The following is a 16,414-nucleotide window of genomic DNA, read 5'->3' as shown; positions in this document are numbered from 1 at the left end:
GCGATCAGGCGGCGTTGCCGCGAGGGATGTACGGCGCGTGGCCACTGTCGTGGTCGGTCGCGTCGCGCACGGCAGTCACACCCGGCACGCGGCCCATTAGGGTCTTCTCGATACCCTGCTTGAGCGTCACATCGGCCATGCCACAGCCCTGGCAGCCACCACCGAAGCGCAGCAGCACCACGCCTTCGGCCGACACTTCCTGCACGGCCACCTTGCCGCCATGCGAGGCCAGCTGCGGATTGACTTCGTTCTCGACCACCCAGTGCACGCGCTCGACCAGCGACGCGGCATCGCCGGGGGCCTCGCCCTTGATGCGCGGCGCCTTGATGGTCAGCTGCTGGGTACCGGCGGTGCCGGCGACGATGTCGATCTCGGCGCCGTCGAGCCAGCCGACGCTGCTCGCATCGACGTAGAGGGTGAAGCCATCGCAGTCCACCGCCCACTCATCACCGAGCAGGTCGCTGGGTTCGGCGAACTCAAGCCGGGCATCGGCGCGCGGGGTGCCGGGGTCGACTGCACTCAAGCGCACGCCCATGCCGGGCACGCCCTCGCGTTCGATCAGCTTGCGGAAATGGGTCTGGGCAGTGTCGGAGATCTGGATCATCAGGCTATTCTAGCCAAGTAAGCGTCAGCCGCTCATTCGGTTTATACACCGTCCGGCGCATTGTTCAGTCAACACGAGGTGGAGATTCCCATGGCCGACCTGATTCCACTGGCCCAGGCCCGTTGCGTGCCGCGCAAAGGCAGCGACCACAAGCTTGGCGAAGCCCGCCTGGCTGAACTGCTGCCGCAGATTCCCGGCTGGGAGCTGAGCGAGGGTGGCCAGGCGCTGTCGCGCACCTTCCGCTTCAAGGACTACTACGCCACCATGGCCTTCGTGAACGCGCTGGCCTGGATCGCCCACCGCGAGGACCACCATCCGGACCTGGGCGTGCATTACGACCGCGCGGTTGTGCGCTTCTCCACCCACGACGTGGGCGGCCTGAGCGAGAACGACTTCATCTGCGCGGCAAAGACTTCGGCCCTGACGGAGCAACTGCCATGAACGTACGCTTGCTGAGCCTGTCCCTGATGGCTGCGACCGGCCTGGCCGGCTGTGGCCCGTCCGAACCGCCGGCACCACCACCGCCGCCTCCGACAGAAGTGGCCGCAGTGAAGACGCCGCCGCCGCAGTACCCGCTGGAGCTGGCCTGCATGGGCGTGGGTGGCACCAGCACCTTCAAGGTGACCATCGGCACCGACGGCAAGCCGAGCGAGGTCGCGCTGTTGACCGGGGCCGGCAACCCGCAACTGGATGAACTGGCCAAGACCGCCGTGCAGGGCTGGCAGTTCAACGCTGCCACCCGCAACGGCCAACCGGTGCCGGCCACCATCCAGGTGCCGGTCAGCTTCAACCCGCCGCAGCCGAAGCCAGACCAGTGCTTCGCCATCGAAGAACGGCTGCGCCGCGGCGGCTGATCGCCCGTACCCCGACGAGGCCAGCCGACGCCCGCCTCGCCCTCGCCGCCCCGGCCTTGCCCGGGGCGGCTGTCTGTTGACCAGGACCGCGTCGGTACATGCTGCAGATTCCCCCCGAAAACATCTGGATCGCGCTGGCGGTCACCCTCGCGGCCGGCCTCGCCACCGCCATCGGCAGCCTGCTGGTGCTGTTCTCGCGCCGCCCCAATCCGCGCCTACTGGCGTTCGGCCTGGCTTTCGCCGGCGGCGCGATGGTCTATGTGTCGCTGTCAGAGATCCTCAACAAGTCCATTGCCTCCTTCGCACTGGCCTATGGAGAGCGCACCGGCTTCACCTACGGCACCCTGGCTTTCCTGCTGGGCGTGATCGTGATCGTGCTGATCGACCACTTCATTCCCAATCCGCATGACAGCCTCGACAAGCAGGACCCGGCGTTCCGCGAGAACAGCCGCGAGTACCTGAAACGGGTTGCCCTGCTGACCTCGGTCGCGATCACCGCGCACAACTTCCCGGAAGGGTTGGCAACCTTCTTTGCCACACTGGAAAGCCCATCAGTGGGTATGCCACTGGCTTTCGCCATCGCCATCCACAACATTCCCGAGGGCATCGCGATTGCGGTGCCGGTGTACTTCGCCACCCAGAACAAGTTCTATGCGTTCAGCGCCAGCCTGCTGTCGGGCCTGGCCGAACCGGTGGGCGCGGCGCTGGGCTACTGGCTGCTGTCCGGGTCGTTGTCGCACGCCACCTTCGGCTGGGTGTTCGGGCTGATCGCCGGCGTGATGGTATTCCTGGCGCTGGATGAGCTGCTGCCGGCGGCCAAGCGCTATGCCAAGGGCCACGAGACGGTTTACGGGCTGGTGGCCGGCATGGGCACGCTGGCGATCAGTCTGGTGCTGTTCAAGTGGTGAGGGGTTTGCGGCCAACGGACTGAGCCCCTCGCGGCTGGCGCATTCCACAGTATCGAGCGGTCACGGGCGGGGGCGGTTCGCGGGGGTGTCCGCGCAATGGATGGTGCGGACAAGCCTCCAAGGACGGATTAACGGCGTCCCCCGCGAACCGCCCCCGCCCGTGACCGCTCGATACTGTGGAATGCGCCAGCCGCGCAATGAAAGAATGAAAAGCGAAGCCCGCGCTGCGCGCGTGAGTCGAGCGTGGCTCGACTCTACCCGGGCCGCCGCGCGGCCCGGGTCTGCTTTTCTTTTGATGTTCCGTGGCTGACGCACACGCGATCTGTCGAGGGGCGGCCGGGATGGGTTGGCGGGGGTGTCCGCGGCATGGATGCCGCGGCCAAGCCCCCAAGGATGGGTTCACGGCGTCCCCCGCCAACCCATCCGGACCGACCAAAACCGGAACCCCATGTTGGACGCCAGCCGCGAGGGGGCTGCGCCGGTTGGCCGGTCAGCCCCGAAGGGGTTACTTCAGGCGGTCCAGCGCCTCGGTCAGCTCATCCGCCAGCGGCGCGTTCAGCACGTACGGGCTCTTGCCGTCGTCCAGCGAGAACTCCAGCGAGGCCGCATGCAGGAACAGGCGCTTCAGTCCGATCTGCTCACGAAGCCGCTTGTTGACCGCCGGATCGCCGTATTTGTCGTCACCGGCCACCGGATGACCCAGGTGCTGGGCATGCACGCGGATCTGGTGGGTGCGACCGGTTTCGATGCGCACCTCGCAGTACGAATGGCCGCCGCGACGCTCCAGCACGCGGAAGTGGCTGATCGATTCCTTGCCGATCGCGTTCACCTGCACATGGCGCTCGCCACCCTGGCGCAGGCCCACGTGCAGCGGCGCATCGACGGTCATCACGCCGTCGGGCATGCGCCCGGCCAGCAGGGTCAGGTAGCGCTTGCGGATACCGGCGCCATGGTCTTCACGCAGCAGCGCCTGCAGCTCGCTCAGGGCCGAACGCTTCTTGGCCACGATCAGCAGGCCCGACGTGTCGCGATCCAACCGGTGGACCAGCTCGAGGGTCTGGCCCGGGCGCAGCGCGCGCAGGGTCTCGATGGCGCCGAAGCTGATGCCGCTGCCGCCGTGGCTGGCTACACCAGTGGGCTTGTTCAGGGCCAGCAGGCGGGCATCCTCGAAGACGATGGCCTGCTCCAGGCGGCGCATGAACGCCTCCGGCGGACCGGCCTTGTCTCCTTCTTCACTGAGACGAACCGGCGGCACGCGCACCTCGTCGCCCGCCTCCAGCTTGCGCTCGGCCTTGGCACGGCCACCATTCACCCGCACCTGGCCGCTGCGCACCAGCTTGTAGACCAGGCTGCGCGGGGCGCCCTTCAGCTGGCCGAGCAGGAAGTTGTCCAGACGCTGGCCGGCGCGGTCGGCGGGAACGGTGATCATGCGCAGGGAAGGCTTGTCGCCAGCGGGCTTGGTGGGGTCTTGGGCAGTCATCAGGCTGTTTATTCTGTTACACTCGGGGGGCGAGATAAGGGATTGATTTCGTTGGAAGTTACTCAGGGCCAGAAGCCCAGCTTCCGACGAATCCGGCACAGTGCGCGACCACCGCCCGCGGGGCGGCCATGTTAGCGGCTCACCGGCCTTCCCGGCCATCGCCGGATGCCTGACACGCAACCGTGCTGAACATGTCCCGCGTGGCGCTCCAGCCTGGCTGACAGCTGCCTGCGGCCTGTAACACCCCAAAACCCATAAGAGTGAAGCGCTCCCGCGGCCTGCCGTGGTGTCGTAGCGCTGGAAACCCAAGCCGCCCTCCCCGCGCTTGCGCGAATGGGCGGCGAACCGTGTCCAGAGGCGAAACCCCATGGCGTTCCGCGCGGTAGCCGCTTGCGAGGAACGCAACAATGAAGCGAATGCTGATCAACGCCACGCAGGCTGAAGAGCTGCGTGTTGCCATCGTGGATGGCCAGTCGTTGTATGACATCGACATCGAGCAGCCGTCGAAGGAACAGAAGAAGTCCAACATCTACAAGGGCCGGATCTTCCGCATCGAGCCCTCGCTGGAAGCGGCCTTCGTCGAATACGGTGGTGGCCGCCATGGCTTCCTGCCGCTGAAGGAAATCTCCCGCGATTACTTCCAGGCCGGTGTCGACCACAACAAGGCCGGCATCCGCGAACTGCTGAAGGAAGGCCAGGAGATCGTCGTCCAGGTCGACAAGGAAGAGCGTGGCAACAAGGGCGCCGCCCTGACCACGTTCATCTCGCTGGCCGGCCGTTACATGGTGCTGATGCCGAACTCGCCCAGCGCCGGCGGTGTCTCCCGTCGCATCGAGGGCGAAGACCGGGCCGCCCTGAAGGACGCCCTGGACAAGCTGAACATCCCCGACGAAATGGGCGTGATCATCCGTACCGCTGGCGTCGGCCGCGATGCGGAAGAGCTGCAGTGGGACCTGGACTACCTGCTCAACGTCTGGCGTGCCATCGCCGAAGCCGCGCTGAGCAAGCCGGCCCCGTTCCTGATCTACCAGGAATCGCGCCTGATCGTGCGCGCCCTGCGTGACTACCTGCGCGCCGACATCGGCGAGATCCTGGTGGACACCGAGGAGATGTACGAGCACGCCCGCGAGTTCATGCAGCAGGTGATGCCGCAGACCCTGCGCAAGCTCAAGCATTACAAGGACGACATCCCGCTGTTCAACCGCTTCCAGATCGAATCGCAGATCGAAGGCGCCTACGAGCGCAACGTGCGCCTGCCGTCGGGCGGCTCGATCGTGGTCGACCAGACCGAAGCGTTGACCGCCGTTGACGTCAACTCCTCGCGCGCCACCAAGGGCAGCGACATCGAGGACACCGCGTTCCAGACCAACCTGGAAGCGGCCGAGGAAGTGGCCCGCCAGCTGCGCCTGCGCGACCTGGGTGGCCTGGTGGTCATCGACTTCATCGACATGGCCTCCAACAAGCACCAGCGCGAGGTCGAGAACCGCTTGGCCAACGCGCTGAAGTACGACCGCGCCCGCGTCCAGGTCGGCCGCATCTCGCGCTTCGGCCTGCTGGAAATGAGCCGCCAGCGCCTGCGCCCGAGCCTGGGCGAGTCCAGCCAGATCGTCTGCCCGCGTTGCGACGGCCACGGCCGCATGCGCAGCGTCGAGTCGCTGTCGCTGTCGATCATCCGCGTCGCCGAAGAGCATGCGATGAAGGAGAACACCGGGCAGGTGCTGGTGCAGGCCCCGGTGGAGATCGCCAATTACCTGTTGAACGAAAAGCGCAGCGCCCTGCGCGAGATCGAGCAGCGCCACGAGGCGCCGATCGTGATCGTCGCCGACGAGCAGCTGCACACCCCGCACTACACCGTCACCCGCCTGCGCGAGAACGAGCTGGGTGAAGAGAGCAACAAGCCCAGCTACCAGCGCGGCACTCCGCGCAAGCTGCCGGTGCACGCCCTGACCAAGGGCCAGCTGAACATCCCGCCGCCGGCGGTGACCCAGGTCAAGCACACCTCCCCCGCCCCGGTGCGCGAGGAAGTGGAGCCGGCCGCAGCTGCCCCGGCCCCGGTCGTGGCAGCGCCGGTGGCGCCGGCCCCGAGCGGCGGCGTGATCGGTTGGCTCAAGCGCGTGTTCGGTGGCGAACCGGCCCCCGCGCCGGCGCCGGTCGCGCCGGCAGGGCGTCAGTCGCAGGACGGTGGCCGCAAGGACCGCAACAAGGATCGCAACAAGGACCGCAAGGACCGTCGCGACGACAATCGTGGCAACGGCGGCAACGGCAACGCGCAGCAGCAGAAGGACGGCGGCAACCGCAAGGACCGTGGTGAGCAGCGCAAGGACGGCCGCAACGGCAATGCCCAGCAGCAGCCGCAGCAGGGCAAGCAGAAGGAGTCGCAGCAGAAGGATGGCCAGCAGCAGCCGCAGCAGCAGAACAAGCCGCGCAACGAGCAGCAGGGCCAGAACCAGAACCAGCAGCAGCCGAAGCTGAAGCAGCCCAAGCAGCCGCGCCAGCAGCAGGACGGTGACAAGCCGGCCGAGAAGCCGCAGCGCGGTGCCGCCGAAGCACAGGCCGAGGCCGTGACCGCGGCAGCAGCCGTGGCCGCCACCGCCGTCGCCGCCAATGTGGTGACCGCGCAGGAAGCCACTGCACCGGTCGCCCCGGTTGCGCCGGTGGCCGCCGCTCCGGTGGACACTGCAGCACCGGTCGAGACCGGTGCCAACGCTGCCAGCGAGACCGAGGTGGTTGCGATTGCCGAAGAGGCTGCAACCGACGCCAATGGCGAGCAGGCAGGCGAAGGCGCGACGCGACGTCGTCGTGGCCGTCGTGGTGGCCGTCGTCGTCGTCGCGGGGGCGCCGAGAACGCCGCCGGCAGCGACGTCCTGGGCGATGACCAGGACGATGGTGACGACGGTGATGACGCCGACGGCGCCGAGCCGAACGTCGACAGCACTGCCGGCACTGCGCCGGTCGCTGCTGCGCAGCCGGCCCGTTCGCAGCCGGAGTTCGACTTCGATGACGAAGCCGAACCGACCGCTGCCGACGCCGCGAAGCCGGTCCGTGCTGCCGCCGCCGTTGCCGCGGCACCGCTCGCCGTAGTGAGCAGCGCCGTGGTCGAAGCCGCTGCCCCGGTCGTGGCTGAAGTACAGGCCCCGGTCGAAGCTGCTGCGAAGACTGAAACGGCGTCCTCGCCGGTGCAGACCAGCATGCTCGATGCCATCGACGCCGCGACCCCGGCCCAGCCGGTAGCCGCTGCCGCGCCGGCAATCGAAGCCATTGCACCGGTGACCGAAGCAAAGCCGGCCGCGGTTGAAGCAGCCCCGGCTGTTGAAGCAGCTTCGGTTGTTGAAGCTGCTCCGGTGATCGAAGCGAAGCCGGAGATTGTTGAAGCCGCTCCGGTGGTCGATGCCGAGCCGATGGTCGTTGAGGCTGCGCCGGTGGTTGAAGCCAAGCCGGTCGTCGAGCCCGTCGTGGCCGCCGAGCAGCCGGTCGCTCCGGTGGCGGTAGAAGCCGCGCCGGTGGACGCTTCGGCCCCGGTCGCCGAAGCAGTGGTGACGCCGTCGATTGACCCGGTCGCCGATGGCCACACCGACGCTGCAGCCCAGGCTGCAGAAGCCAAGGCCGACGAAGAAGACGAAGAAGCCGCCAAGCGCACGCCGCCGGCGAACTGATCGCTCTTTGTCGCGTGAAAACGAAACGGCGGGGATCAATGATCCCCGCCGTTTTGTTTGTGCATCGGGCGCGTGCAGCGCTCTGGTAGCGGCCGACCCTGGACGGCGCCGTTGTTGGAGCGGACGCGGACACGCCCGTGCCAACCAAGGTTGGCACCTACCAGGACATCAGCGCGCCGGCGCGAACTGCAGGCGTGTCCACACGCCGTAGTGATCGGATGCCCAGCGACCGCTGTCGTCGGGCTGGTCGAACAGCAGCTTCGCCTCGCGTGCGACCATCTCGTCCTGCTGGAAGAAGATGTGGTCGATCCGCAAAGGCGCTTGGTAGTAGTGACGATTGAGCGTACTGACCCCGGCCAGGTCGGTGTTGACATGCACGCTGCCGTAGCTGTCGCCGTAGTGGCTGCGCAGCTCGCTCAGGTCGCCTGCATCCACCAGTGCATTGAAGTCACCAGCGATCACCACCGGTGCACCGGCCGAGGTTGCAGTGATGAAGCGCAGCAGGTCCTCGACCTGGCTGCGACGGATGCGCTGCCCACTCTCGTCACTGCGCTCGTTCAGATGCGTGGCGTAGACGTTCACCGGCGCGCCGTCGACGTCGATGCGCAGGTGAGCAACGGTGCGGTAGTCGTCCAACGGCTGCAGCAGATGATCCCCCTGGGCGAGGATCGGCCGCCGGGTCAGCAGCGCATTGCCGTAGCGCTTCGGTGCGCCCACGGGATCGGTAGACACGAACACGTACCTGTAGCCGAGTTGGCTGGCCAGCCATTGCGCCTGGTTGCGCACGTTGCGGCGCTGGATCACCTCCTGCAGGGCAACCGCATCCGGCTGCAGACGCTTGAGCTCGGCCAGGATGGTGCGGCGCCGGCTCGGCCAGTCTTCACGGTCATGATGCAGGTTGAAGGTGACCATGCTCATGCCCGGCGCGCTGGCAACGTCGGCCGCCGCAGTCGTGGCAACCGGTTCGGCCGCCATCATCACGCCCGGCAATGCCAATGCCATTGCCAGCCCCAGGGCACGCACGGTCGTGCGCACCCTCTCCCCCTGCTGCTTCATCGTTACTGTCCCTTGCGCTCGGCGCGGCGCACCGCGTTCGGCACTTCGATCTCGACCCGCGCCGGCAGCTGGTGCACGTGCAGTTCCCTGTTGACCCACTCGGCGGCTTCGCCGTTGACCGTCGCCTCGCCCGGATCACCCGCGTACGGCCATGGCAGCACCACGCCACCGGCCGGTGGCACCAGGCCCGGCTGCACCTCCAGCACCAGCTGCTTGTCGCTGCGCTGCAGGCGGTAGTTGAGCTGGCCCTGCGGCGTACGCAGGCCCTGAACGGCGATGCCCTCGCCCTGCAGCCACGCGGTCGGTACACCGGCAGCCAGCACCAGCGCATCGTCCATGTCGCGGTTGTAGGCGAACATGTCCAGCGCCGAGCGCACGAAGTCCGAAGCCACCCAGGCATGCGGCAGGTCACCGACGAAGAACGGCTTGCGCGGCGTGCGCGAAACCACCTCGGCCCACTGGTTCCAGGCCTGCGGTGCGCGATCCTTGAAGAAGAACTCGGTGGCCTGCCAGGCGCGGTCGCGCCAGCCCAGGCGCACGAACGCGGCCACGTTGCGCCACTCGTACGGGGTGTAGTCCTTCCACTCGCGCTTGCCATCGCGACGCGCCACGAACTCCTTCCAGTAGCGATCGAAGGTAGCCTCCAGTGCCTGCTGCGGCAGCCTGCCCTGCTCCCCGCCCGGCGCCAGCGCGATGGTGGTCGAGGTCGCGTCGAAGTCGCCCAGCTCGGCCGAGCCCGGCAGGTAATCGATCTTGTGCTGCTGCATCGCCGACAGCAGCGAGGCCTGCAGGTCAGCACGGAACTGGTCTCGCGATTCGGCCATCTGCATCGACTCGACCTTGCCCAGCTGGGTCGCCAGCAGCGCCGCGTCCTTGTAGCCGCGCAGCGCCCAGAAGTTGTCCCAGTACGAGTGCATCGGCTTGGCCGAATAGCCTTCGTGGCTGATCGAGGCCGGCATCATGCCGTAGAAGGCCGGATTGCGTGCGCGGTTCTCCTCGCTGCGCTCGCTGGACCGCAGCTGCTCCATGTAGCTGTAGGCGCCCTGCACGTGCGGCCACATCAGCTCGACGAAGGTACTGTCGCCGGTGTAGCGCCCGTATTCGGCAATGCTGTAGATCAGCTCGCCATGACTGTCGTTCTCCGGCACCGGGTCGCTGCCACGTGCATCGACACAGCACGGCACCTTGCCGTTCTCGAACTGGTAGGGCGCATACCAGTTGATGTAGTCGCGCACCGCATCGCTGCGGCCCATGCGCAGCAGGCCCTCGGAGATCATCGCGCCATCGCGGATCCAGCTGCGCGCATACGAGCGCGTGCCCGGCTGCAGGCGCGGCCCCACGCGCGAAATCAGCATGTGCGCGACTGCCGTACGCAGGGTGTCGACCAGCGGCCGGCCCGCAGCGGGCACCTGCAGCGAGACCACGCCCAGCTTCTGCCGCCACTGCTCGGCTACCTGCGCCTGCGCCTTGGCCACGTCCAGCGCCTGCGGCGCCCAGCCACCGGTCTGCGGCAGTACCACCGCCACCTCGCGGCTCTGGCCGGGCTCGAGCGTGATCGTATAGATCAACGCGCCCGACGCCATGCCGGTGTTGTCCTTCACTGCAGTGGTGGCCGGATACTTTCCGTCCGCCAGATGCATCGCATCGAGCTTGCCGTCGAACGTACTGGCAAAGCGTGCGTCCGGAACCTGTAGCGGGTAGATGCGTGGCTCACCGTTGACCCGCACCAGCTGCTCGCCCACGTCCAGTGCATCGATGCGGCTGAAGCCACCGACGGTGTTGAGGAACTGGGTGGGCGGATTGACCTGCCACGGACGGATCGCCAGTGCCAGGGTGTACTCGTGCGCGACCTTGTCCGGATTGCTCAGCCGGTAGCGGCCGATCAGCTGCGCGCGCTCCGGCGTGCCCTGCACGAAACTTGTCACCGCCAGGCCGGCCTTCTCATGCACCCAGTCGACGTTGGCGATCGGCAGGTAGTGATCCTGCAGCGACTGGGTGATGGCCACCTTCGACCAGTCCAGCAGCTTGCCGTCGAGGCGGATGAACGGTTCGATGCTGAAGCTGCCCTTGGCCGGCTCCAGTGCGCCGTCCTCACTGATCAACGCCTGCTCCTGGCCGCCATCAAGGCCCAGCAGAGTCCAGTACGGCTGTTCGCCCACGTAGGCACGCGGCAACGACCCGCGCGGCAGGTCGGCGGCCACCGAGGACAGGAACGCGTTCGGCGTGGCCGCGAAGGCCAGCGGCTTGAGCGCGATGTCACGGATGCCATAGCGCCAGTTCGGGCCATCCTGCAGATCGAAGCGCACGTAGCGCGCATCGGTGTCCGGCAGGGCAAGCCAGTCGCGGCCACCCGCACCGCTGGTGACTTCGCGCACGGTACGCCAGTCACGGCCGTCCTCGGAGGTGCGCACGGTGTAGCGACGCGCTTCCAGGTTCGGCAGCCAGTCGATCACCGCACCGCCGATCTCGCGGCTCTTGTGCAGGTCCAGGCTGATGGTCTGCTGCTTGACGCCACCGCTGATCCAGAACGTATCGCTCTTGCCGTCGATCATGCGGTCCTGCAGCGCGGTAGCGGTGTCGGCGATCACCGACGGCACCAGCGCCGAATCATCCTGCGGCGGCAGGCCCTGCAGGGTCAGCTTGTCGAAGCACACCGTGCCGCGGCCGCCGACCTTGCTGTAGATGGTGAATTCGACGGCGGCGCTGCGTGCCATCTCCTTCTCGGGCGAGGGCCCCCATGCCTTGTCGATCTGCCGACGCCGGTACTCGACCGGCGTCCATGCCTTGGGGAAGCTGTAGCCGGGACGGTTGACCCACCAGACGTTGTCGCCGCTGGCGTCGATCAGCTTGAACTGCAGGTCGTTGCCCGGTGAATCACCGCGCAGCTGGAAGCCGAAGCGGTAATTGACCGGATACTCGATGTTCAACGCGCGGCGGATGCCGACGTAGCCGGAGACATCGTGGAAGTCATAGTCCAGGCACAGCGCGCGGCCTCCGCCAGCGCCACTGACCGGTCGCAGAGAACCACTGACCTGGTCGGACAGCACCAGCTTCCAGGCCGCGATGTCGTCGAAATCGTCCAGCACCTTCGGTGCCGGCAGCGCCGGAGGTGCGGCGATCGCCAGGGAGGTCCACAACAGGCCCAGTCCAACGGCGATCGCTCGCTTCATCCTTTGACGCTCCCCAACAACAGACCTTGGATGTAGTACCGCTGCAGCACCAGGAACAGCGCCAGCACCGGAACCACGGTGACCACCGCGCCGGCCATCATCATTTCCACGTCCATGATGTGCTCGCGCGAGAGGGTGGCCAGCGCCACCGGCAAAGTGTAGTGCTCCTGATCGGTCAGCACGATCAACGGCCACATGAAATCGTTCCATGCGCCCATGAAAGTGAAGATTGCCAGGGTCACCAGCACCGGCTTGAGCATCGGCAGCACGATCTGGAAGAAGATGCGCAGCTCCCCTGCCCCGTCGATGCGGGCCGCTTCCAGCAGTTCGTCCGGAATCGAACGCGCGTATTGGCGCACCAGGAAGATGCCGAACACGCTGGCCAGCGCCGGCACGATCACGCCGCCGAAGCTGTTGACCAGGCCCAGCTGCTTCATCAGCAGGAACAGCGGCAGCATCGCTACCTGTGCCGGGATCACCAGCGCCGCCATCAACACCTGGAACAGGCGCTCGCGGCCAACGAAGTTCAGCTTGGCGAAGGCGTAGCCGGCCATCGTGTTGAGCAGCAGCGAACCCAGGGTGATGCCGACCGACACCAGCAGGCTGTTGGCGAAGTTGCCGCCCATGCCGGTGCGCGCGAACAACTCATGGTAGTTGCGCGTGGTGATGCTGGACGGCAGCAGCGGCGGCGGGAAGTGGGTCGCCTCGCCCTGCGGCATGAACGAGACCGAGAGCATCCACAGCAACGGCGCCAGGCTGACCAGGGCCAGCACCAGCAACGCACCATTGATCAACCACGGGTACCAGCGCGACTGGCCGATTTCACGACTCATACCAACTGCCTCTTGCGGCCGAAACGCAGCATCACGGTGGTCACCGCCAGGATGATCAGGAACAGCAGGAACGCCACCGCGGAGGCGCGTCCCAGGTTCCACCACTTGAAGCCTTCCTCGAACATGAAATACAGCACGCTGACGGTACTCTGCAGTGGGTCGCCACGGGTCATCACGTAGGGCTCTGCGAACAGCTGGAAGTAGCCGGACACGGTGATCACGCCGACCACCAGCAGCACCGGGCCGAGCATCGGCAGGGTGATGTGCAGGAACTGCTTCCAGCGCGAGGCACCGTCGATGCGGGCGGCCTCGTACAGGTCATGCGGGATCGCCTGCAGGCCCGCCAGGAAGATCACCATGTTGTAGCCGAAGTTCTTCCACACCGCGAACAGCATGATGGTCGGCATCGCCCAGTTGGGATCGCCCAGCCAGTCGATCGGACTGATGCCCAGATGGCCCAGGCCGTAGTTCACCAGCCCGTAGCTGGTATGGAACAGGTAGCGCCAGATCACCGCCACCGCTACCAGCGTGGTCACCACCGGCGCGAACAGCGCGGTGCGGAACAGCGCCTTGAAACGCGCGGCCGGTGCATTCAGCAGCATCGCTGCGCCCAGCGACACGCCAATCGACAACGGCACGCCGATCAACACGAAGTAAGTGGTATTCCACAACGACTTCCAGAACATCGGCGTCTGTAGCAGATCGATGTAGTTGCCCAGGCCGACAAAGCGCAGGTTGCTGCTGTCAGCCAAGGCATACAGGTCGAAGTCGGTCACGCTCAGCGCCAGCGCCGAAGCCACCGGCAGGCCGAAGAACATGCCCAGCACGATCAGCGAGGGACCGGCGAAGATCCAGCCGGCAAGCGAAGTACGTTTCATTGCACGCTCCCGGCGGCCACGGCACTGCTCGATTGCGGCGCCGGCACGCGCTGCTGCAGGCGTTGTTGTTCATGCATCCAGCGGCGCTTGCCCAGCACCTTGTCCACGCGCTGGTCCAGCTCTTCCACGGCCTGGTCCTGCGCCAGGCCACCGCGCACCACCTTCTCGGTGACGATGCGCATTTCCTGCACGATGCGCTCCCACTCAAGCACCTTCGGGGTCGGCTTGACCCGCTCCAGCTGGTCGCGGAACGCGGCCGCCAGCGGATCGTTGGCCAGCGACGGGGCACTCCAGGCGCTGCGGCGCGGCGGCAGGTCACCGATGATGGAATGGAAACGGGCCTGGATGTCCGGGCGCGACAGGAACTCGATCAGCTTCCACGACGCTTCCTTCTGCTGCGACTTGCGGAAGATCACCAGGCTGGTCCCCCCGGCAATGCCGGCGCCCGGACCGTCCGGACCCGGCAGCGCGGCCGTGCCCCACTGCCCTTCCAGTTCCTTGGGCTGCAGCTTCTTGAACTCGCGGATGTTCCAGGGGCCGGAAATGTAGAACACGTTGAAGCCGCGGAAGAACTCATCCCAAACGTTGGAAATCTGCGTCTCGGACATCTTCGGCGCCCAGCCCTGCTCGAACATGTTGGCGTAGAAGGCCAACGTGCGGCGGAACCCCGGGCTGGCGAAATTGCCGCGGGTGTCATCGTCGCGCAGCAGCGGATCGGGCTGCTGCAGCGCCAGCGACAGCTGCTGCTCGAACTCGTTGATCGGCATCAGCACCGCATAGCGGTTCGGGCCCTGCATGCGCTTGATCGCCGCCATCTGTTCGTCCCACTCCGCCCACGTGCGCGGCGGGTGGTCGTAGCCGGCCTTGGCCAGCAGATCCTTGCGGTAGTAGATCAGACGCGTGTCGACATACCACGGCACGCCGACCAGCTCGCCATGGATCACATTGGTATCCCAGATGCCCTGGAAGTAGTCCTTCGGGTCGACCACGGCCGAACGCTGCACGAACGGCTGCAGCGGGGTCAGCGCATCCAGCTCGGCGAACTCCGGCACCCAGGTGTTGCCGAGCTGGCACACGTCTGGCAGACCGTCGGCGGCGAACGCGGTCAGCAGCTTTTCGTGCGCAGCGGTCCACGGGATGTTCTGCACATCCACCTTGATGCCCGGGTTCTCGGCTTCGAACTCATGGATCAGTTCGCTGACCACCTCGGCTTCGCGGCCCATCGCCCAGAAGCGCACGGTGGTGGTGCCCGGTTCGGTGCGGGCGCAGCCGGCCACGGCCAGTGCGGCCAGGGCTGGCAGTGTCCAGCGGCGCAGACGGTCGATCCAGTTCGGCATCGGGTTACTTGCCCTGGCCTGTGTTGCGGTTGGCATTGTTCTTCTGTTCCTGCGCGGCAGCCGCGCGTGATTCGGCGATACCCACCGCGCGTGCCGCCGCGGCCTTTTCGTCTTTCTGCAGTTCCAGCGGCTGGAACGAACCTTCCGGCGCCAGCCAGCCACCACTGAACCCCGCCCGCTCCAGGCCCTTGCGGATGTACGGGTTCTTCTTCATCACTTCCCAGACGAAGTCATTGCGGTAGTTGGCGATCATGGTCAGGATCGGCCCCTGGTCGATGGCGATGTAGTCGCTGGCGACCCAGCCACGATCCGGAACCACGCGGCCGGTCTTGATCGGGATGTCGTAGTTGAAGCTGGGATTGAACGAATCCAGGAAGCCGTAGCTGGAATAGATGTAATCGCCGTAGCGCTTGTGCATCTCCAGCGTGGCCGGGATCACCTGTTCCGGCGCGAACACCACCGACGCGATCGCGGCAGTGGGGGCGATGGTGCCGTCATCGAAATTCTCGCGCAGGCCAGCGCCGCGTGAAGAGTAATGGCGGAACTGGCGCTGCTCGCCGCGATAGTCCTGGGTGGTGTTCTGTGGTCCGTCGCTGGCGGTCAAACCCCACACGTTTTCGCCGTACTCCTTCCACTGCATCGGATTGGCGATGGCATACTCGCGCTGGGCCAGGGCGGCCGAGCGGCTGTTGAGGAAGTAGGTGCTGCCACGCTCGCGCATGTACGCGTCCTGGATGTCGCGGAAGTCGATCCAGACGTGGCTGTACTGATGGCCGAACAGCGGGCCGAAGGACAGGTACTCCTGGCCTTGGTAGACGCCCCAGTCGTTGTCATAGGTACGCGTCCACACCGTCCACGCATCCGGGCTGACCGGGTGCGTCGGCGAACCCAGGGCGAGGATGTAGACCATCATCGCCTCGTTGTAGCCCATCCAGTCGTGGTCGATGAAGCCGCTCTCGGGGAACCAGCCCATCGAGATCAGCGGCGCGCGCTGCTGCAACCACGGCCAGTCGACCTTCTTGTACAACGTATCGGCGATCTGGCGGATTTCCTTTTCGCGCGGATCGTCACCATCGTAGTACGACTGCGCGAACAGCACGCCCATCATCAGCAGCGCGGTATCCACCGAGGACAGCTCGACCCAGCTGTCGTACCGGCGGCCTTCCTGCATGTCCAGGAAGTGGTAGTAGAAGCCCTTGTAGCCGGCCTTGCCGGTGCGCTGCGGGCCCATCGGCACGTCGCGGAAGAACTTCAGGGTGGTCAGGGTGCGGTCGATCGCCTGGTTGCGGCTGACCCAGCCGTTCTCGATGCCGATCGGATAGGCGGTCAGCGCGAAGCCGACCGAGGCGATGCTGGCGAACGGCCGCGACGGGTAGCGGTCCGGGGTCAGGCCGTTGATCTCGTTGGTGGTGTCCCAGAAGAACTGGAAAGTACGGCGCTCGATGTCATCGAACAGCGGCGGCAGCTCCGGCTTCATCGGCCGCGGCGGTGCATCGGCCTCGATCAGGATCACCGGCGGCCGCGGCTTGGCAGGCTCCTGCTGGGCCGGCTGGCAGGCAGCAGCAGCCAGGCTCAACGCCGCGGCGGACAACAGATGGCGTGCCTGCATGGCGCGATTCCTCCGGTGGTCTGATCGATGGG

Annotated in this window: 12 protein-coding genes; 4 read left to right on the top strand and 8 right to left on the bottom strand. The window is 66.5% G+C overall.

What is annotated here, in order from left to right; all coding sequences use genetic code 11:
* Positions 1-4 precede the first annotated feature (4 nt).
* Positions 5-604 (bottom strand): NfuA family Fe-S biogenesis protein, encoded by a 600-nt coding sequence (locus N5J73_RS07970; RefSeq protein ID WP_049449234.1) that lies wholly within the window; start codon positions 602-604, stop codon positions 5-7.
* Positions 605-694: 90 nt separating this feature from the next.
* Between N5J73_RS07970 and N5J73_RS07965 the strand changes: the two genes are divergently transcribed.
* From N5J73_RS07965 to zupT, 3 genes are all read left to right on the top strand, one after another.
* Positions 695-1,045: a 4a-hydroxytetrahydrobiopterin dehydratase gene (locus N5J73_RS07965; protein ID WP_006456031.1), complete on the top strand. Its 351-nt coding sequence runs from the start codon at positions 695-697 to the stop codon at positions 1,043-1,045.
* Positions 1,042-1,458: an energy transducer TonB gene (locus N5J73_RS07960; RefSeq protein ID WP_049449235.1), complete on the top strand. Its 417-nt coding sequence runs from the start codon at positions 1,042-1,044 to the stop codon at positions 1,456-1,458. The genes N5J73_RS07965 and N5J73_RS07960 overlap by 4 nt, the downstream gene beginning before the upstream one ends.
* Before the next feature lie 98 nt (positions 1,459-1,556).
* Positions 1,557-2,366, top strand: coding sequence for a zinc transporter ZupT (zupT, locus tag N5J73_RS07955; protein WP_010486740.1), 810 nt, complete (start codon positions 1,557-1,559; stop codon positions 2,364-2,366).
* A 505-nt stretch (positions 2,367-2,871) separates the two neighbouring features.
* Here zupT and N5J73_RS07950 read toward each other — a convergent pair.
* Positions 2,872-3,846, bottom strand: coding sequence for an RluA family pseudouridine synthase (locus tag N5J73_RS07950; RefSeq protein WP_279940785.1), 975 nt, complete (start codon positions 3,844-3,846; stop codon positions 2,872-2,874).
* A gap of 407 nt (positions 3,847-4,253) precedes the next feature.
* Between N5J73_RS07950 and rne the strand changes: the two genes are divergently transcribed.
* A complete protein-coding gene (gene rne, locus N5J73_RS07945; protein WP_164078588.1) occupies positions 4,254-7,499 on the top strand; it encodes a ribonuclease E in 3,246 nt (1,081 codons plus the stop codon).
* A 168-nt stretch (positions 7,500-7,667) separates the two neighbouring features.
* On the opposite strand, the gene N5J73_RS07940 is transcribed toward rne, so the two are convergent.
* Genes N5J73_RS07940 through N5J73_RS07915 form a run of 6 tightly spaced genes read right to left on the bottom strand, consistent with a single transcriptional unit; the run spans position 7,668 to position 16,382 of the window.
* Entirely contained in the window at positions 7,668-8,555 is an 888-nt protein-coding gene (locus tag N5J73_RS07940) for an endonuclease/exonuclease/phosphatase family protein (RefSeq protein ID WP_049447379.1), read from the bottom strand.
* 2 nt (positions 8,556-8,557) lie between these two features.
* Positions 8,558-11,725: a discoidin domain-containing protein gene (locus tag N5J73_RS07935; protein ID WP_049447378.1), complete on the bottom strand. Its 3,168-nt coding sequence runs from the start codon at positions 11,723-11,725 to the stop codon at positions 8,558-8,560.
* Positions 11,722-12,558, bottom strand: coding sequence for a carbohydrate ABC transporter permease (locus tag N5J73_RS07930; protein WP_006378064.1), 837 nt, complete (start codon positions 12,556-12,558; stop codon positions 11,722-11,724). Before N5J73_RS07930 ends, N5J73_RS07935 begins: the two co-directional genes overlap by 4 nt.
* Entirely contained in the window at positions 12,555-13,436 is an 882-nt protein-coding gene (locus N5J73_RS07925; RefSeq protein ID WP_006378065.1) for a sugar ABC transporter permease, read from the bottom strand. Before N5J73_RS07925 ends, N5J73_RS07930 begins: the two co-directional genes overlap by 4 nt.
* Positions 13,433-14,773 carry a sugar ABC transporter substrate-binding protein gene (locus N5J73_RS07920; RefSeq protein ID WP_049447377.1) on the bottom strand — a complete coding sequence of 447 codons (1,341 nt, stop codon included), beginning with the start codon at positions 14,771-14,773 and terminating at the stop codon, positions 13,433-13,435. Before N5J73_RS07920 ends, N5J73_RS07925 begins: the two co-directional genes overlap by 4 nt.
* Positions 14,774-14,777: 4 nt before the next feature.
* Entirely contained in the window at positions 14,778-16,382 is a 1,605-nt protein-coding gene (locus N5J73_RS07915; protein WP_049447376.1) for a glucoamylase family protein, read from the bottom strand.
* Between the last annotated feature and the right edge of the window lie 32 nt (positions 16,383-16,414).

Origin of the sequence: Stenotrophomonas sp. GD03654, assembly GCF_029845105.1 — a bacterium.
GTDB classification, from domain to species: Bacteria; Pseudomonadota; Gammaproteobacteria; order Xanthomonadales; family Xanthomonadaceae; genus Stenotrophomonas; species Stenotrophomonas africana.
Note: the sequence above shows the minus strand (reverse complement) of the source record. Positions and strands in the feature narration are given on the sequence as shown.

Coding starts and splice junctions, on each gene's coding strand:
- N5J73_RS07925 (WP_006378065.1), bottom strand. CDS start 13,436: ATGAAACGTACTTCGCTTGCCGGCTGGATCTTCGCCGGTCCCTCGCTG.
- N5J73_RS07965 (WP_006456031.1), top strand. CDS start 695: ATGGCCGACCTGATTCCACTGGCCCAGGCCCGTTGCGTGCCGCGCAAA.
- N5J73_RS07935 (WP_049447378.1), bottom strand. CDS start 11,725: ATGAAGCGAGCGATCGCCGTTGGACTGGGCCTGTTGTGGACCTCCCTG.
- N5J73_RS07930 (WP_006378064.1), bottom strand. CDS start 12,558: ATGAGTCGTGAAATCGGCCAGTCGCGCTGGTACCCGTGGTTGATCAAT.
- zupT (WP_010486740.1), top strand. CDS start 1,557: ATGCTGCAGATTCCCCCCGAAAACATCTGGATCGCGCTGGCGGTCACC.
- N5J73_RS07915 (WP_049447376.1), bottom strand. CDS start 16,382: ATGCAGGCACGCCATCTGTTGTCCGCCGCGGCGTTGAGCCTGGCTGCT.
- N5J73_RS07920 (WP_049447377.1), bottom strand. CDS start 14,773: ATGCCGAACTGGATCGACCGTCTGCGCCGCTGGACACTGCCAGCCCTG.
- N5J73_RS07940 (WP_049447379.1), bottom strand. CDS start 8,555: ATGAAGCAGCAGGGGGAGAGGGTGCGCACGACCGTGCGTGCCCTGGGG.
- N5J73_RS07970 (WP_049449234.1), bottom strand. CDS start 604: ATGATCCAGATCTCCGACACTGCCCAGACCCATTTCCGCAAGCTGATC.
- N5J73_RS07950 (WP_279940785.1), bottom strand. CDS start 3,846: ATGACTGCCCAAGACCCCACCAAGCCCGCTGGCGACAAGCCTTCCCTG.
- rne (WP_164078588.1), top strand. CDS start 4,254: ATGAAGCGAATGCTGATCAACGCCACGCAGGCTGAAGAGCTGCGTGTT.
- N5J73_RS07960 (WP_049449235.1), top strand. CDS start 1,042: ATGAACGTACGCTTGCTGAGCCTGTCCCTGATGGCTGCGACCGGCCTG.